This window comes from Pseudomonas sp. NBRC 100443, assembly GCF_030268185.1.
GTDB classification, from domain to species: domain Bacteria; phylum Pseudomonadota; class Gammaproteobacteria; order Pseudomonadales; family Pseudomonadaceae; genus Pseudomonas; species Pseudomonas citronellolis.
In genome coordinates, this window is record NZ_BSQE01000018.1 from 26,442 (window position 1) to 40,590 (window position 14,149).

Genomic DNA, 14,149 nt, shown 5'->3' on the forward strand with positions numbered 1-14,149 from the left:
CGCGACAACCGAGAGACATCATGCTCTACCGCCGCTTCGAAAAGCTCATCGACCCCTTCCGCGACGCCCCCGAGCACATGCCGCCGGCCGACGTCTGGCGCTTCTACACCTACTACCTGCGCCAGGTCTGGCCGGTGTTCTCGGTCCTGCTGGTGGTCGGCCTGATCGTCGCCCTGATCGAGGTGGCGCTGTTCAGCTACCTGGGGCGCATCGTCGACCTGGCGCAGAACACCGCGCCCGCCGACTTCTTCCGCCTGCACGGCAACGAACTGGCCTGGATGGCCGCGGTGGCGCTGGTGCTGCGCCCGCTGTTCAACGCCCTGCACGACATGCTGGTGCACCAGAGCATCAACCCCAGCATGACCAACCTGATCCGCTGGCAGAACCACCGCTACGTGCTCAAGCAGAGCCTGGGCTTCTTCCAGAACGACTTCGCCGGGCGCATCGCCCAGCGCATCATGCAGACCGGCAACTCGCTGCGCGACTCGGCGGTGCAGGTGGTGGACGCGCTCTGGCACGTGGCGATCTACACCATCAGCGCCCTGGTGCTGTTCGCCGAGGCCGACTGGCGGCTGATGATCCCCCTGGTGCTCTGGGTGATCGCCTACGTCGGCGCCCTCGCCTACTTCGTGCCGCAAGTGAAGCGCCGCTCGGTGGCCGCCTCGGACTCGCGCTCCAAGCTGATGGGGCGCATCGTCGACGGCTACACCAACATCACCACCCTCAAGCTGTTCGCCCACACCCGCCAGGAAGAGGACTACGCCCGCGAAGCCATCGCCGACCAGACGCACAAGGCCCAGCGCGCCGGGCGCGTGGTGACCTCGATGGACGTCAGCATCACCATCATGAACGGCATCCTCATCGCCGGCACCACGGGCCTGGCGCTGTGGCTGTGGAGCCAGGAACTGATCTCGGTGGGCGCCATCGCCCTGGCCACCAGCCTGGTGATCCGCATCAACAACATGTCCGGCTGGATCATGTGGGTGGTCGGCGGCATCTTCGAGAACATCGGCCAGGTGCAGGACGGCATGCAGACCATCGCCATCCCCCGCCAGGTGGTCGACGCGCCCGACGCCAAGCCGTTGGTGGTGACGCGCGGCGAGGTGCGCTTCGACGAGGTGGACTTCAGCTACGGCAAGGGCAGCGGCCTGATCCAGGGCCTGGACCTGGTGGTGCGCCCGGGCGAGAAGATCGGCCTGGTCGGGCCCTCCGGTGCCGGCAAGTCGACCCTGGTCAACCTGCTGCTGCGCCTGTATGACCTGGAAGGCGGGCGCATCCTGATCGACGACCAGGACATCGCCCACGTGACCCAGGAGAGCCTGCGCGCACAGATCGGCATGGTCACCCAGGACACCTCGCTGCTGCACCGCTCGATCCGCGACAACCTGCTCTACGGCCGCCCCGGCGCCAGCGAGGAGGAGTTGCAGGAGGCGGTGCGCAAGGCCCGCGCCAGCGAGTTCATCCCGCAGCTGTACGACGCCCAGGGCCGCACCGGCCTCGACGCCCACGTCGGCGAGCGCGGCGTGAAGCTCTCCGGCGGCCAGCGCCAACGCATCGCCATCGCCCGCGTGCTGCTCAAGGACGCACCGATCCTGATCCTCGACGAAGCCACCTCGGCGCTGGATTCGGAAGTGGAATCGGCCATCCAGGAAAGCCTGGAGACGCTGATGCAGGGCAAGACGGTGATCGCCATCGCCCACCGCCTCTCCACCATCGCCCGCATGGACCGCCTGGTGGTGCTGGAACACGGCCGCATCGTCGAAAGCGGCAGCCACGCCGAGCTGATCGAACACGGCGGCCTCTACGCCCGCCTGTGGCGCCACCAGACCGGCGGGTTCGTGGGGGTGGATTAACCCGCAATCCCCCCTGTAGGAGCGCGCCCTGCGCGCGATTTCGCGGGCAGGGCCCGCTCCTACAGGGCAGGCAGCGCATTCGGTGGCGGCCAGCGCTCTTTCCTCAGGGGTTGGAAGCGATATTCAGTCCTTTCCCCTGAGGACTGAATATGGACGAGCAATCCCCAGGCCATTCGGCGCTGCGCAAAGGTCGGTTTTCCCAACCTCATACGACCTACCTGGTTACGACCACCACATACGACCGCACCCCCATTTTTCGCTGTTTTCCTGCCGCCTGTGCGGCAGCGCGCTGCTTCGGCGACCCGAGGCTCCTCGACGACAGCCATATGCTGGCTTGGGTACTGATGCCCGACCATGCCCACTGGCTGCTCCAGATCGGTTCTGGGGCGAGCTTGAACAGTCTTGTGAACCGTCTGAAATCATGCAGTGCCCGGCACGTGAACCAGTGCCTGGGCAGGTCCGGAACACTATGGGCACGGGCGTATCATGATCGCGCACTGCGCCGAGACGAGGACCTGCGTGCCGCCGCACGCTACGTCGTCGCCAATCCCCTACGTGCCGGCCTGGTGGCCAAGGTTGGCGACTACCCCTTCTGGAACGCGGTCTGGCTGCAGGAGCGCGCCCTGCGCGCGAAATCGCGGGCAGGGCCCGCTCCTACAGGTTGACGCCGAATCTCCTGCCCAGCCCATTCGCAAAGCACCGCACCTTGTAGGAGCGCGCCCTGCGCGCGAATCGCGGGCAGGGCCCGCTTACAGGTTGACGCCGAATCTCCTGCCCTGCCCATTCGCAAAGCACCGCACCTTGTAGGAGCGCGCCCTGCGCGCGAATCGCGGGCAGGGCCCGCTCCTACAGGATTCCTGCGGCATATCGCCCAGTCCGTTAATGAAGCCTTAAGCCTCCATCCCGAACCCTGCGACAAGTCGCCGCATCACCCTGGTCGATGATCATTAGCAAGCACATCAATTTCTCGCGTGGGGTGGTTCGGTGGTCATATCTGTTCCACGCCCCGCCACGCGGTGGACGCCTGACGCATCGCCCCCTGCCCGCCCCCGGACCCGCGGCCAGACATCGGATGCCAGTGCTCCAGGGCGGGGCTTCATCCCCTTCGCTATGAGGACCACCAGAATGAAGATTGCTTCTGTCGTATCGGCGGTGCTTTCCAGCCTCGCTCCCATGGTCTTCGCCCAGGACGCGATCAAGGAGCCGGGCGCCGACCTTCCGACGGTCGAATATCACTACGGCATGTCGCTGGATATCGACAAGGTGCTGCACCGTACCGACAACTCGCACAAGGTGGGCATGGTCCCCGCCTACCTCGTGTACCAGGACCACGAGGGCACCACGCACCGCGTGCGCTTCCTCGAATGGGGCGGCCAGGCGAGCCACGTCTGAGCCCCCGACCCGGTCTCGGTCCCTGGCCGACTTGGCCACCCCGCGAGCCTGTCGTAGCGGCCGGGGGCCGACCTTCTACCCGACTTTCCCTTACTCCGCCTGCCGGTAAGGCAGCGCCGCCCGCGCCTCCTCGGCGTAGGCGCGGATGCCGGCGCGCTCCTGGGCGAGGAAGTCGTCCACCGCGGCGCGCAGGCCCGGGTGCCCCAGTTGGTGCCAGGAGCGCGTGAGCACCGGCTCGAAGCCACGGATCAGCTTGTGCTCGCCCTGGGCGCCGGCGTCGAAGCGGCGCAGCCCGGCGGCCAGGGCATAGTCCAGCCCCTGGTAGAAGCAGGTCTCGAAGTGCAGGCGGTCGTACTCCGCCAGACAACCCCAGTAGCGCCCGTAGAGGGTGTCGCCATCCACCAGGCTGAAGGCCATGGCCACCGGCCGTCCGTTGCGGCGGGCGAAGACCACGCGGATCGCCTCGCCCATGCGCTCGGCCAGCAGGCTGAAGAACTCCCGCGTCAGGTACGGCGCCTGGCCGCGCACCTCGTAGGTGCTGGCGTAGCAGGCGTAGACGAAGTCCCAGTCGGCCTCGGCCAGCTCGGGCCCCTCCATCCAGCGGAACTCCATGCCCTGCCCGGCCACCTGCTCGCGCTCCTTGCGCAGTTGCTTGCGCTTGCGCGAGGCCAGGGCGTCGAGGAAGTCCTGGAAATCCCGGTAGCCGCGGTTGAACCAGTGGTACTGGCAGCCCAGGCGCTCCAGCCAGCAGCCCTGCGCGGCGATCAGCCCGTCGGCGCGCGGATCGGTGAAGTTCACGTGCACGCCGGACCACACGCCTTCCGCAGTGCCCTCGGCCAGCACGCCCAGCAACTCGGCGATGCCCTCGTCCGAGCCCAGCAGGCGCGCACCGCTCACCGGCGAGAAGGGCACGCCCACCAGCAGCTTGGGGTAGTAGCGGATGCCGGCGCGCTGGCAGGCGTCCGCCCAGCCCCAGTCGAACACGTATTCGCCGTAGGAATGCGCCTTCACATAGGCCGGCAGCGCCGCACGCAGCCGCCCGGCGTCGTCGAGCAGCACATGGTGCGCCGGGCGCCAGCCGGTGCGCGCGGTGACGCTGCCGCTGTCCTCCAGGCTGGCGAGGAAGGCGTGGCGCAGGAACGGCTGGGCGTCCGGCAGCAGGGCGTCCCACTGGCCGGGCGCGAGGTCGCCGAGGCGGGAAAGTCTATGGATAGGCATGCCGACAGTCTGGCGCCGGGCGCGGCGGAAGAAAAGTGCCGCGGCGCCCTTCGTCGCCCCGTCCTTGCACGGCCGGCCCGCTGTTCTAAGGTGGGGATACGCGAAAGCACAGGCCCCGCCACCGGCGGGACAGCCACGCCAGAGCGGCGCGGCGCCTGGCGCCGGCAATGGCGCAGGCGGCGCCCCCTGGCCCGACAGCGAGGTCCATGCCATGCAAACCCTGCAATGCACCCATCGCGACTACACCATCATCGCCCGCGTCTTCGAACACCCGGGGCTGCCCACGCCCTATGCCGGCGGCTGCCAGATCATCGCCCCGGACGGACGCAGCACGCGGCGCCAGCCGCTGCCGACGAAGATGGCCTTCCTCGCCGATCTGGACGCCGCGCAGCACGCCTCCATCGCCCACGGCAAGTGGCTGGTGGACCAGAGCCTGGACAGCGACCGCGACCTGTTCCACTAGGCCTCAGTCGGCCAGGACCTCGGCCTCGACCACTCCGCCCGGCTCGCCGAGCGGCCGCTGCAGGGCCAGGAACTGTTGCGCCGAGAGCCGCCAGGACTGCCCGGCGGCCCACTCGGCGCAGGCCTGGCGGTCCAGCCGCAAGGCGCGCAGGCAGGCCTTGCCCAGGTCGGGATCGATGGCTCCGGTGACGCCCTCCTCCAGCACGTCCAGCGGGCCCGGCACCGGGAAGGCGGCCACCGGCGTGCCGCAGGCCAGGGCCTCGTACATCACCAGGCCGAGGGTGTCGGTACGCGAGGGAAACACCAGCACGCTGGCCGCGCGATAGGCTTCGGCCAGCGTCTCGCCATGGCGGTAGCCGAGGAATTCCACCTGGGGATAACGCGCCTGCAATGCGCTACGCAATGGGCCGTCGCCGACCACCCGCTTGAGCCCGGGCAAGTCCAGGTCGAGGAAGGCTTCCAGGTTCTTCTCCGGCGCCAGGCGCCCGACATAGAGGAACACCGGGCCCTCGACAGGCCCCGGTCCCGCCTGGAATTGCGTGATATCCACGCCCTTGCGCCACAACTCCAGACCTTGCACGCCCCAATCGGTGAAGGCGCCACGCATGCGCTCGCTGCTCACCAGCACCGCCGCGCTGGGGGCGTGGAAGCGGCGCAGCACGGCATAGCCGAACGCCAGCGGCAACCAGGCCCAGCGGTTGTTCAGGTATTCCGGGAAGCGCGTGTGGATCGCCGTGGTGAAGGCCAGGCCGCGGCGCAACAGCCAGCGCCGCGCGGCCCAGCCCAACGGGCCCTCGGTGGCCAAGTGCACGCAGTCCGGGGCGAAGGCCTCGATGGCCGGGCCGACCTTCCACAGGTCCCAGGCCAGGGGGATTTCCGGGTAGCTCGGGCAGGGCCGGCTGCGGAACTCGGCCGGCGACAGCAGGCGCACCTGGTGCCCCATCGCTTCCAGTTCGGCGACCAGCGCGCGCAGGCTGGTCACCACGCCGTTCACCTGCGGCGCCCAGGCGTCGCTGACGATCAGCAGCCTCATGCCGCCGGCTCGGCGACGATGGCCTCGCTGGCGTGCTGGAGCTGCTCCTCGGCCAGGCGGTAGAGCTGGATGCTGCCGTCCCAGTGCTCGATCAGCGCCGTGCAGGACTCCACCCAGTCGCCGCAGTTGAGGTATTCCACCTCGCCGATCCGGCGGATCTCTGCGTGGTGGATGTGCCCGCAGACCACGCCGTTCAGCCCGCGCTTGTGGACTTCGTGGGCGATGGCTTCCTCGAAGTCGCTGATGAAGTTCACCGCGGTCTTCACCTTGTGCTTGAGGTACGCCGACAGTGACCAGTAGCCATAGCCGTAGCGGCTGCGCCAGTGGTTCAGCCAGCGGTTGAGGGTCAGGGTGAACTCGTAGGCCGAGTCGCCGAGGAACGCCAGCCAGCGGTGGTAGCGGGTGATGACGTCGAACTGGTCGCCGTGGATCACCAGCAGGCGGCGGCCGTCGGCGGTGGTGTGCTCGATCTCGTCGACCAGGCGGATGTTGCCCAGCAGCAGCGTGGAGTAGCGGCGCAGGAACTCGTCGTGGTTGCCGGTGACGTAGATCACCTCGGTGCCGCGCTTGCTCATGGTCAGCAGGCGGCGGATCACGTTGGTGTGCGCCTGCGGCCAGTAGATGCCGCCGCGCAGCTTCCAGCCATCGATGATGTCGCCCACCAGGTAGATGCGCTCGGCGTGGTAGCGCTTGAGGAAGCCCGCCAGGTGCTCGGCCTGGCAGTCGCGCGTGCCCAGGTGGACGTCGGATATCCACAGGGTGCGCACCCGTTGTTTCTTGGTCGGCATCAGGCGTTGGGCGCTGGTCATGGGCGGCCTCCGGCGGGGTTTAGTCGATTTTCCGGCCCGGCGGTGACCCGCGCGTGACGGCCGTGCGACAGTCCCGTGACAGCCTGCGCCGCGCTAGACTGTGGGCCTGCCCCCGGAGCCCGCCATGAGCCAGATCCTCTCCCTGCGCCGCTACAGCCACGAGCACCTCGCCCACAGCCACGACCACGCGCAACTGGTCCTGGGGCTGTCCGGCGACCTGGAGTTCGAGGTCGACGGCCTGGGCAGCCGCGTCACCCGCCAGCACTTCGCGGTGGTGCCGCGCGGCGCGCACCACGCCTGCGCCGCCCCCGGCGGCAGCCAGTGCCTGGTGTTCGACCTGGAGGACGAGGACCTGCTGCTGCGCGGCCTGGGCGAACACGCGCAGAGCATCCGCCGCCTGCTGGAACGCCCCGCCGCCCTGGCCCTGAACCCGGCCCAGGGGCAACTGGTGCACTGGCTGGCCGCCAGCCCCCTGCAGGACCCGGTGATCGCCCGCCAGGGCGCCCTGCTGCTGCTCGCCAGCCTGGCCGGCATGCACGCCGCCGAGGAACCGGCGCGCCTGCCGCTGGCCAGCCTGGACGCCTACGTCGACCGCCACGCCGGGCACCCGCTGCAGGTCGCCGACCTGGCGCAGCTGGCCGGGCTGTCGGCGGCGCGCTTCCACACCCGCTTCCTCGCCGAAACCGGGCAGACGCCCATGGACTACGTGCGCCAGCGCCGCCTGCAACTGGGCCGCGAACTGCTCTGCGCCACGCACCTGGCGGTGGGCGAGATCGCCGCGCGGGTCGGCTACGCCTCGCAGAGCGCCTTCACCGCCGCACTGGTCCGCCAGTTCGGCAGCACGCCGCGGCAGATCCGCCGCGAGGCGCGCGACAATTCCCGCTAGCCGCGCGACAGACAAACGCCCCGCCACGCCCTAGACTGCCGCCCCATCATTGAGCAGATGAGCTGAGGAGATCGGCGATGTCGGCAGAGACCATCGAGTGGCAGGATTTCGAACGCGTCGAACTGCGCGTGGGCACCATCGTCCACGCCGAACCCAACAGCAAGGCGCGCAAGCCGGCGTACATCCTGCAGGTCGACCTCGGCCCGCTGGGGCTGAAGACCTCCAGCGCGCAGATCACCGCGCACTATTCCCTCGACGAACTGCTCGGCCGCCAGGTCCTGTGCGTCTGCAACTTCGCCCCCAAGTCCATCGCCGGAGTGCGCTCGGAAGTGCTGGTCACCGGCGTCTACGACAGCGACGACAAAGTGGTGCTGGCCGGCTTCGACAAGCCGCTGCCCAACGGCGCGCGCCTGGCCTGAGGCCTTCAACCGCCAGGCGACTGGCTCATCGAGCACCTGCGATCCCGCGATAGATAGAGAAGCAATGCGCGTTCCCCGACTGACACCCCGCTCGGCCCTGGTCGGCCTGCACGTAGGCGCCCTGATGTTCGGCCTGAGCGGCATCTTCGGCAAACTCATCCTCGCCGCCCCGCTGGTGATCGTCTTCGGCCGCGCGCTGTTCGGCCTGGCGGCGCTGGGCGGCGCCTTCGCCGGGCACCTGGCGGCGCAACCGCGGCCAAGCCTGCGCCAGGCCGCCGCGCTGGCCGGCAGCGGGCTGCTGCTGTGCGCGCACTGGCTGACCTTCTTCCTCGCGGTGAAGGTGGGCAACGTCGCCGTGGCCACCCTGGGTTTCGCCAGCTTCCCGGCCTTCACCGTGCTGCTGGAAGGGCTGCTGTTCCGCGAACGCATCCGTCGCGCCGAGTACCTGGTGGTGGGGCTGGTGTGCCTGGGCCTGGTGCTGGTGACGCCGAACCTGGACTTCAGCCAGGGCGCCACCGCCGGGCTGTTCTGGGGCATCGCCTCCGGCCTGCTGTTCGCCCTGCTGTCGCTGGCCAACCGCGCCAGCGTGCGCGGGCTGGACCCGATCCTCTCGGCCTTCGCGCAGAACCTCACCATCGTCCTCTGCCTGGCGCCGCTGGCCCTGTTCGAACTACCCAAGGTGCGCGCGCTGGACTGGCTGTGGCTGGTGCTGCTGGGGGTGCTGTGCACGGGCGTGGCGCACAGCCTGTTCGTCGCCAGCCTGCAACTGATCAAGGCGCGCACCGCGGCGGTGATCTTCGCCCTGGAACCGGTCTACGGCATCGCCTTCGCCGCCGTGCTGTTCGGCGAACAGCCGAGCCTGCGGATGCTGGCCGGTGGCGCGCTGATCATCTTCGCCACCTTCCTCAGTGCGCGTAGTGCCGCTTAGCCTGTGCTGCCGGGACGTCCGGCGTGGCCGGTGAATCCAATCGCGGACGGAGTCCGCTCCTACGCCCGTGCTTCCCTGGAGCTGTAGGAGCAACTGTCTTGCCCAGCGCACCGGGGCGCTTTTCGTAGGATGGGTTGAGCCTGCGATACCCATCGGACCATGGCGATGGGTATCGCTTCGCTCAACGCCATCCTACGGGGCACTGCCGGAAGGTGCAGGACTCTGTCCGCGATTCGGCGAATACGCCGTAGACGTTTCAGGATGGCTCCGGACTCAGCCCCGCTCCGAACGGCCCCCTCTCCCTCCGGGAGAGGGCTGGGGTGAGGGCATGATTCCGCTCCAATAGCGTCGGGAAAAATAAGAAGGCCGCCCCGCAGCATGCGTAACCCGACTCCTTGCCCTGGGGAGGGATTGCCAAGGAATCACCGCACGATTGCCTGCGAAGCGACCTGTTCGGTCCGGCCCGGGGCCGGTTGTTTCAGTTGATGCTGTAGCCGCGCCCGTTCAGACAGGCGCCCAGCGCCCGCCGGTAGGTATCCGCCACACCCGGTGCCGGCGCCTGGCTGGCCGCGGCCGGGTCGAAGCCGCTCTGGCCAACGGCCCAGGTGTGGCACTCGTAGCGGTCGCGGCTCTGCTGGTCGGGCGTCTGCCCGCGCGCCGGGTAGGCAATCACGTCGTAGCTCACGCCTGCCGGCGCCTGCTGCACCGCCGGCGGCGGCTCCACCACCACGTATTCGCGACGGTCGGCGTTCCACAGGTAGTAGGTGCCCGCAGCGACGAAATAGAGCGCACTGCCGATCCACAGCGACCGCGCATAATCCGGCAGGCCATGGCCATGCCCGGGGCCCGGCCCCCAGCCATGCCCCGGGCCGGGACCATAACCGGGCGGTCCGGCCACGGCGGCGGCCGACAGGCTCAGGGCCAAGGCAGCGGCGATCGACTTGAACACGGCTTGCGACGACATCTTGATTGCACCTCCGGACACGGGCGCCCAAGCACCCGCCTTTCATGGTGCCTATCATCGCTCGTCCGGGGCCTGTCGGTTGTCAGCGCTTGGTAAAGACTGGGTAAAACAACCGATACATCCGCAACACGGTTCATGTGGAGAGGGAACGCAATCGGCGCGAAGCCTGGTAGCCATCAATTGCGGATGACGAACCCCTTCACAGGCAATTCCTCCGTCCGCACATAGAGCCTCTCGCTCCGCCATTGGGCCGACTCGAATGCCGCCTGGCACCACTTCTTCATCAGGGCCGCCTGGTAAAGCATGCCGAACGTAAAGGCCTTGTCACCTTGGCGCGCCTTGTCTTTCGGTCTCCTGTAGAAGGGACCGAATCCTTCGGGGCGGAAGTAACGCAGACAATCGTATTCCGCGGTGTCCACCTGGAAATGCTGGAAGAAAGGCGGAACCAGATCATTGGAGTCATCGCCATCGACGCCCAGGTCTTGATTGATCCGGGTCGCGAAACTGAGCGTCTCGAAGTCTCTTTTTCCGAAGCCAAGACTCTCCTGATAGAAGATCACAACCTCGTCCAGCAACTTTCTATCTATTGGCAGTTCGGGCAATACATTCAAAAGAACCTGTCCTCGGTCGAAACAAGCGAGTCGTACTTCGTGACGATTTTATATGCAATCGTCCCGATTTCGACCACCGTATAGGCCCAACCTACAACCGGTATAGCTCGAGCGATGAATGCCCCTACGCTCTTTGTATAGGCTATTCTGGGTGGCGCCCAGCCAGTCAAGCTTGGTAATCGCAAGCTACCCGGAATTTTTTTCTTTTTCAGCACACGCCGCAAATGCAAGGACAGCAAACTCGTATTGGGTGTAGTGCCCGCGAGTTTTCCACGGGGCGGTGCCACGATATTCATACCGCCAATGATAGCCAAAGCAGCGGCAACATCATCGAGCCCCAATTCTTCCAACGTAGTTTCAATCGCGACAGTCCAAAACAAATCCGCCGCGGTAAAGCCGCACTCGTCCGCATAGCAATATATTCTGCTCATCCGCACACTCCCTATGCATCGGTCTTGCTTGCCACGCCATTCGCTCGACCAGCTTCCCTGACCCAACCTCGATACGTACCTTTCTTCGCTTCGCCGCTGCTGCCTGCCTTACGCAGATATCCATGGATTGCCACGTTCACCTCCTCGGTCAGTCACCCACGACGATAACTAACACAAGGCAATCAATTACGCGGACAAAACCTAGCCTCAGGAAGAATCCCGCAGCCAATAGAGAAATGAACAAAACCCGGGCAGCACTCCCCTTACCACCCCATGTGCCGAACAGTCATAAATCACATGGCGTGCAGGGGCGTCTTAAGCAAAGTTTGCGACGGCCGACACCGGGTACGGCAACAGCTACCCGTACCAGGCAAAACAACCGATACATCGCCCGCCGGCGCGGGCGATGCAGCCGATGTCGGGGCGGCTAGAGGGGCTCGCGGCTAGCGACGCCGTCCACCAGGCGGGCGATGCCCAGCGGGTTGGCGTCCTTGAGGGCGGGGGGCAACAGTGCGTCAGGGTAGTTCTGGTAGCACACCGGGCGCAGGAAGCGGTCGATGGCCAGGGTGCCCACCGAGGTGCCGCGGGCGTCCGAGGTGGCCGGATAGGGGCCGCCGTGGACCATGGCGTCGCAGACTTCCACGCCGGTCGGGTAGCCGTTGAGCAGTAGGCGCCCGGCCTTGCGCTCGAGCAGGGGCACCAGGGCGGCGAAGCACGAGAGGTCCTCCGGCTCGGCGATCAGGGTCGCGGTGAGCTGGCCGCGCAGCCCCTGCAAGGCACGCTGCAGCTCGGCGGCATCGGCCACTTCGACGACCACGGTGACCGGCCCGAAGACCTCCTCCTGCAGCAGTTCGTCCCCCTCTATCAGCAGGCGCGCGTCGGCCTGGAACAGCTGTGGCAACGCCTGGCGGCCTTTTTGCGGCTGGCCGGCCAGGTGGCGGATGCCGGCGTGCGCGTGCAGGGCGGCGATGCCGCGTTCGTAGCTCTTCAGGGTGCCGGCGTTGAGCATGGTCTGCGCCGGCTGGTCGGCCATGCGCCCGGTTAGGCTGGCGACGAAGGCGGAGAACTCGGCCGAGGCGATGCCGATCACCATGCCGGGGTTGGTGCAGAACTGCCCGCAGCCCAGCACCACCGAGGCGGCCAGGTCCGCAGCCACCTGCTCGCCACGCGCGGCCAACGCCGCCGGCAGCGCCAGCACCGGGTTGATGCTGCTCATCTCGGCGAACACCGGGATCGGCTGCGGCCGGGCCGCGGCCAGATCACACAGCGCGCGTCCGCCCTTGAGCGAGCCGGTGAAGCCGACGGCCTGGATCGCCGGGTGCTTGACCAACCGCTCGCCGACGCCGCCGCCGTAGATCATGTTGAACACCCCGGCCGGCATGCCGGTGGCCTGCGCCGCGCGGACGATGGCCGAAGCGACGTGCTCGGCGGTCGCCATGTGTCCGCTGTGGGCCTTGAACACCACCGGGCAACCGGCGGCCAGCGCCGCTGCGGTGTCGCCGCCGGCGGTGGAGAACGCCAGCGGGAAGTTGCTGGCGCCGAACACCGCCACCGGGCCGACGCCGATGCGGCACTGGCGCAGGTCCGGACGCGGCAGCGGCTGGCGTTCCGGCAGCGCGCGGTCGATGCGCGCGCCGTGGTAGTCGCCGCGGCGCAGCACCTGGGCGAACAGGCGCAGCTGGTTGCTGGTGCGAGCGCGCTCGCCCTGGATACGCGCCGCCGGCAAGGCGGTCTCGCGGCAGACGATGGCAATGAAGTCTTCGCCCAGGGCATCCAGTTCGGCGGCGATGGCGTCGAGGAATTCGGCGCGGCGCGCGTCGGGCAGCGCGCGGTAGGCCGGGAAGGCCGCTTCGGCGGCGAGCGCGGCGGCGTCCACCTCTTCCGGGGTGGCCTGGTGGAAGCTGTAGGGCAGCGCCTCGCCGGTGCTGGCGTCGAGGCTTTGCAGGGTCAGGTTGCCCTGGGCGGTGCGTGCGCCGCCGATGAAGTTGTGTCCGAACATGGAGGGTCTCCTGGTTCTACGGAAAAAACTGCCGGGCCTCGTGGGCCCGCATGGCCCCTGGGGGGCGGGTCGGACCTGGGGCCGTGGCGGAAGCCGCGCTGCAGGCCCCGGATAGGCGCCTGGCCGACGCGCGGGGGGTGGGCGCTCAGAGCGCCCGGACGAGCCCCGGCCGCGGAGTCTCGGCGGCCGGAGCGATGCCATTGCGCAGGGGCTCGCCGAACTCGCCCAGACTGACCTCGAAGACGTCGCCGGGGCGCGCCTGCACGCCGTCGGCGAACGACAGGGTGGCGGTGCCGAAGTAATGCACGTGGACATCGCCCGGGCGCAGGAACTGCGCATACTTGAAGTGGTGGAACTCCAGGTTCTCCAGGCTGTGGCACATGTTTTCCTCGCCGCAGAGGAAGGGTTTCTCCCACAGCACCTGGCCGTCGCGCAGGATGCGGCTGCTGCCCTCCAGGTGGCGCGGCAGTTCGCCCAGGCGCAGCTCCGGGCCGTAGCTGCAGAAGCGCAGCTTGGAATGCGCCAGGTACAGGTAGTTGCGGCGCTCCATCACGTGGTCGGAAAACTCGTTGCCCAGGGCGAAGCCCACACGGTAGGGCCGCGCATCAGGGCCAACGACGTAGAGGCCGACCAGTTCCGGCTCCTCGCCGGCATCCTCGGCGAAATCCGGCAGCGGCAGCGCGGCGCCGGGGCGCACGACTATGCCGCCGTCGCCCTTGTAGAACCATTCCGGCTGCGCACCAGCCTGGCCGGCAGGCGGGCGGCCGCCCTCCACACCCCACTGGAACATGCGCATGCTGTCGGTGACGGCAGCCGCCTCGGCCTGTTGCTGGTGCATCTTGTCGCGGGTGGCGGCGCTGCCCAGGTGGGTCAGGCCGGTGCCGGTGACCAGGCAGTGCGCCGGGTCCTCGTGGTCCAGCGGCGGCAGGACGCGCCCCTCGCGCAGCAGCGCCGGGTAGTCGTGGGCTTCGCCCTGGCCCCTGGCCAGGATTTCGCCGGTCAGGTCCCGGCCGGCCTCGATGGCTGCCAGGGCCAGGACACGTACGCTGCTGGCGTCCTGGACCTCGAGGGCGCGCCGGCCCTCCACCACGCCGACCCGGCGTTCGCCGGCGGCGGTTTCGAATTGGATCAGTCGCATGCTCTT

General features: G+C 68.2%; 15 protein-coding genes. 7 read left to right on the top strand and 8 right to left on the bottom strand.

Translation table 11 applies throughout. The features are described 5' to 3' along the window. Positions 1–20 precede the first annotated feature (20 nt). From QSJ95_RS22105 to QSJ95_RS22115, 3 genes are all read left to right on the top strand, one after another. The gene (locus tag QSJ95_RS22105) at positions 21–1,853 is read left to right on the top strand and encodes an ABC transporter ATP-binding protein (protein WP_285645337.1); all 1,833 of its coding nucleotides are present in this window, start codon (positions 21–23) and stop codon (positions 1,851–1,853) included. A gap of 149 nt (positions 1,854–2,002) precedes the next feature. Beyond that, positions 2,003–2,518 carry an REP-associated tyrosine transposase gene (locus QSJ95_RS22110; RefSeq protein ID WP_285645338.1) on the top strand — a complete coding sequence of 172 codons (516 nt, stop codon included), beginning with the start codon at positions 2,003–2,005 and terminating at the stop codon, positions 2,516–2,518. 460 nt (positions 2,519–2,978) lie between these two features. Then, the gene (locus tag QSJ95_RS22115) at positions 2,979–3,245 is read left to right on the top strand and encodes a DUF2790 domain-containing protein (RefSeq protein ID WP_009620414.1); all 267 of its coding nucleotides are present in this window, start codon (positions 2,979–2,981) and stop codon (positions 3,243–3,245) included. 90 nt (positions 3,246–3,335) lie between these two features. Here the strand turns inward: QSJ95_RS22115 and QSJ95_RS22120 are convergent, their stop codons facing one another. Further along, complete coding sequence (locus QSJ95_RS22120) at positions 3,336–4,463, bottom strand: GNAT family N-acetyltransferase (protein ID WP_285645339.1); 1,128 nt, start codon at positions 4,461–4,463, stop codon at positions 3,336–3,338. A gap of 211 nt (positions 4,464–4,674) precedes the next feature. On the opposite strand from QSJ95_RS22120, the gene QSJ95_RS22125 reads away from it, so the two are divergent. Further along, positions 4,675–4,926 (top strand): hypothetical protein, encoded by a 252-nt coding sequence (locus tag QSJ95_RS22125; protein ID WP_009620418.1) that lies wholly within the window; start codon positions 4,675–4,677, stop codon positions 4,924–4,926. Positions 4,927–4,929: 3 nt separating this feature from the next. On the opposite strand, the gene QSJ95_RS22130 is transcribed toward QSJ95_RS22125, so the two are convergent. Next, the gene (locus QSJ95_RS22130; protein WP_285645340.1) at positions 4,930–5,958 is read right to left on the bottom strand and encodes a glycosyltransferase family 4 protein; all 1,029 of its coding nucleotides are present in this window, start codon (positions 5,956–5,958) and stop codon (positions 4,930–4,932) included. After that, positions 5,955–6,767, bottom strand: a complete 813-nt coding sequence (locus tag QSJ95_RS22135; RefSeq protein WP_043270987.1) for a UDP-2,3-diacylglucosamine diphosphatase — start codon at positions 6,765–6,767, stop codon at positions 5,955–5,957. Before QSJ95_RS22135 ends, QSJ95_RS22130 begins: the two co-directional genes overlap by 4 nt. Before the next feature lie 124 nt (positions 6,768–6,891). Here QSJ95_RS22135 and QSJ95_RS22140 point away from each other — a divergent pair, with 124 nt between their 5' ends. The 3 genes from QSJ95_RS22140 (at position 6,892) to QSJ95_RS22150 (ending at position 9,000) form a co-directional block, all read left to right on the top strand. Then, positions 6,892–7,653: a helix-turn-helix transcriptional regulator gene (locus QSJ95_RS22140; RefSeq protein WP_058072867.1), complete on the top strand. Its 762-nt coding sequence runs from the start codon at positions 6,892–6,894 to the stop codon at positions 7,651–7,653. Positions 7,654–7,730: 77 nt separating this feature from the next. After that, the gene (locus tag QSJ95_RS22145) at positions 7,731–8,072 is read left to right on the top strand and encodes a tRNA-binding protein (protein ID WP_009620426.1); all 342 of its coding nucleotides are present in this window, start codon (positions 7,731–7,733) and stop codon (positions 8,070–8,072) included. A gap of 64 nt (positions 8,073–8,136) precedes the next feature. Further along, the gene (locus tag QSJ95_RS22150; RefSeq protein WP_082936833.1) at positions 8,137–9,000 is read left to right on the top strand and encodes a DMT family transporter; all 864 of its coding nucleotides are present in this window, start codon (positions 8,137–8,139) and stop codon (positions 8,998–9,000) included. 478 nt (positions 9,001–9,478) lie between these two features. Here the strand turns inward: QSJ95_RS22150 and QSJ95_RS22155 are convergent, their stop codons facing one another. The 5 genes from QSJ95_RS22155 to araD1 form a co-directional block, all read right to left on the bottom strand. Then, a complete protein-coding gene (locus tag QSJ95_RS22155; protein ID WP_009620429.1) occupies positions 9,479–9,964 on the bottom strand; it encodes a hypothetical protein in 486 nt (161 codons plus the stop codon). A gap of 176 nt (positions 9,965–10,140) precedes the next feature. Then, a complete protein-coding gene (locus tag QSJ95_RS22160; RefSeq protein ID WP_285645341.1) occupies positions 10,141–10,575 on the bottom strand; it encodes a DUF1493 family protein in 435 nt (144 codons plus the stop codon). Then, the gene (locus QSJ95_RS22165; protein ID WP_285645342.1) at positions 10,572–11,006 is read right to left on the bottom strand and encodes an STM2901 family protein; all 435 of its coding nucleotides are present in this window, start codon (positions 11,004–11,006) and stop codon (positions 10,572–10,574) included. Before QSJ95_RS22165 ends, QSJ95_RS22160 begins: the two co-directional genes overlap by 4 nt. Positions 11,007–11,433: 427 nt before the next feature. Continuing rightward, positions 11,434–13,005 (bottom strand): aldehyde dehydrogenase (NADP(+)), encoded by a 1,572-nt coding sequence (locus QSJ95_RS22170; RefSeq protein WP_285645343.1) that lies wholly within the window; start codon positions 13,003–13,005, stop codon positions 11,434–11,436. 145 nt (positions 13,006–13,150) lie between these two features. After that, positions 13,151–14,143 carry an AraD1 family protein gene (gene araD1 / locus QSJ95_RS22175; RefSeq protein WP_009620432.1) on the bottom strand — a complete coding sequence of 331 codons (993 nt, stop codon included), beginning with the start codon at positions 14,141–14,143 and terminating at the stop codon, positions 13,151–13,153. Between the last annotated feature and the right edge of the window lie 6 nt (positions 14,144–14,149).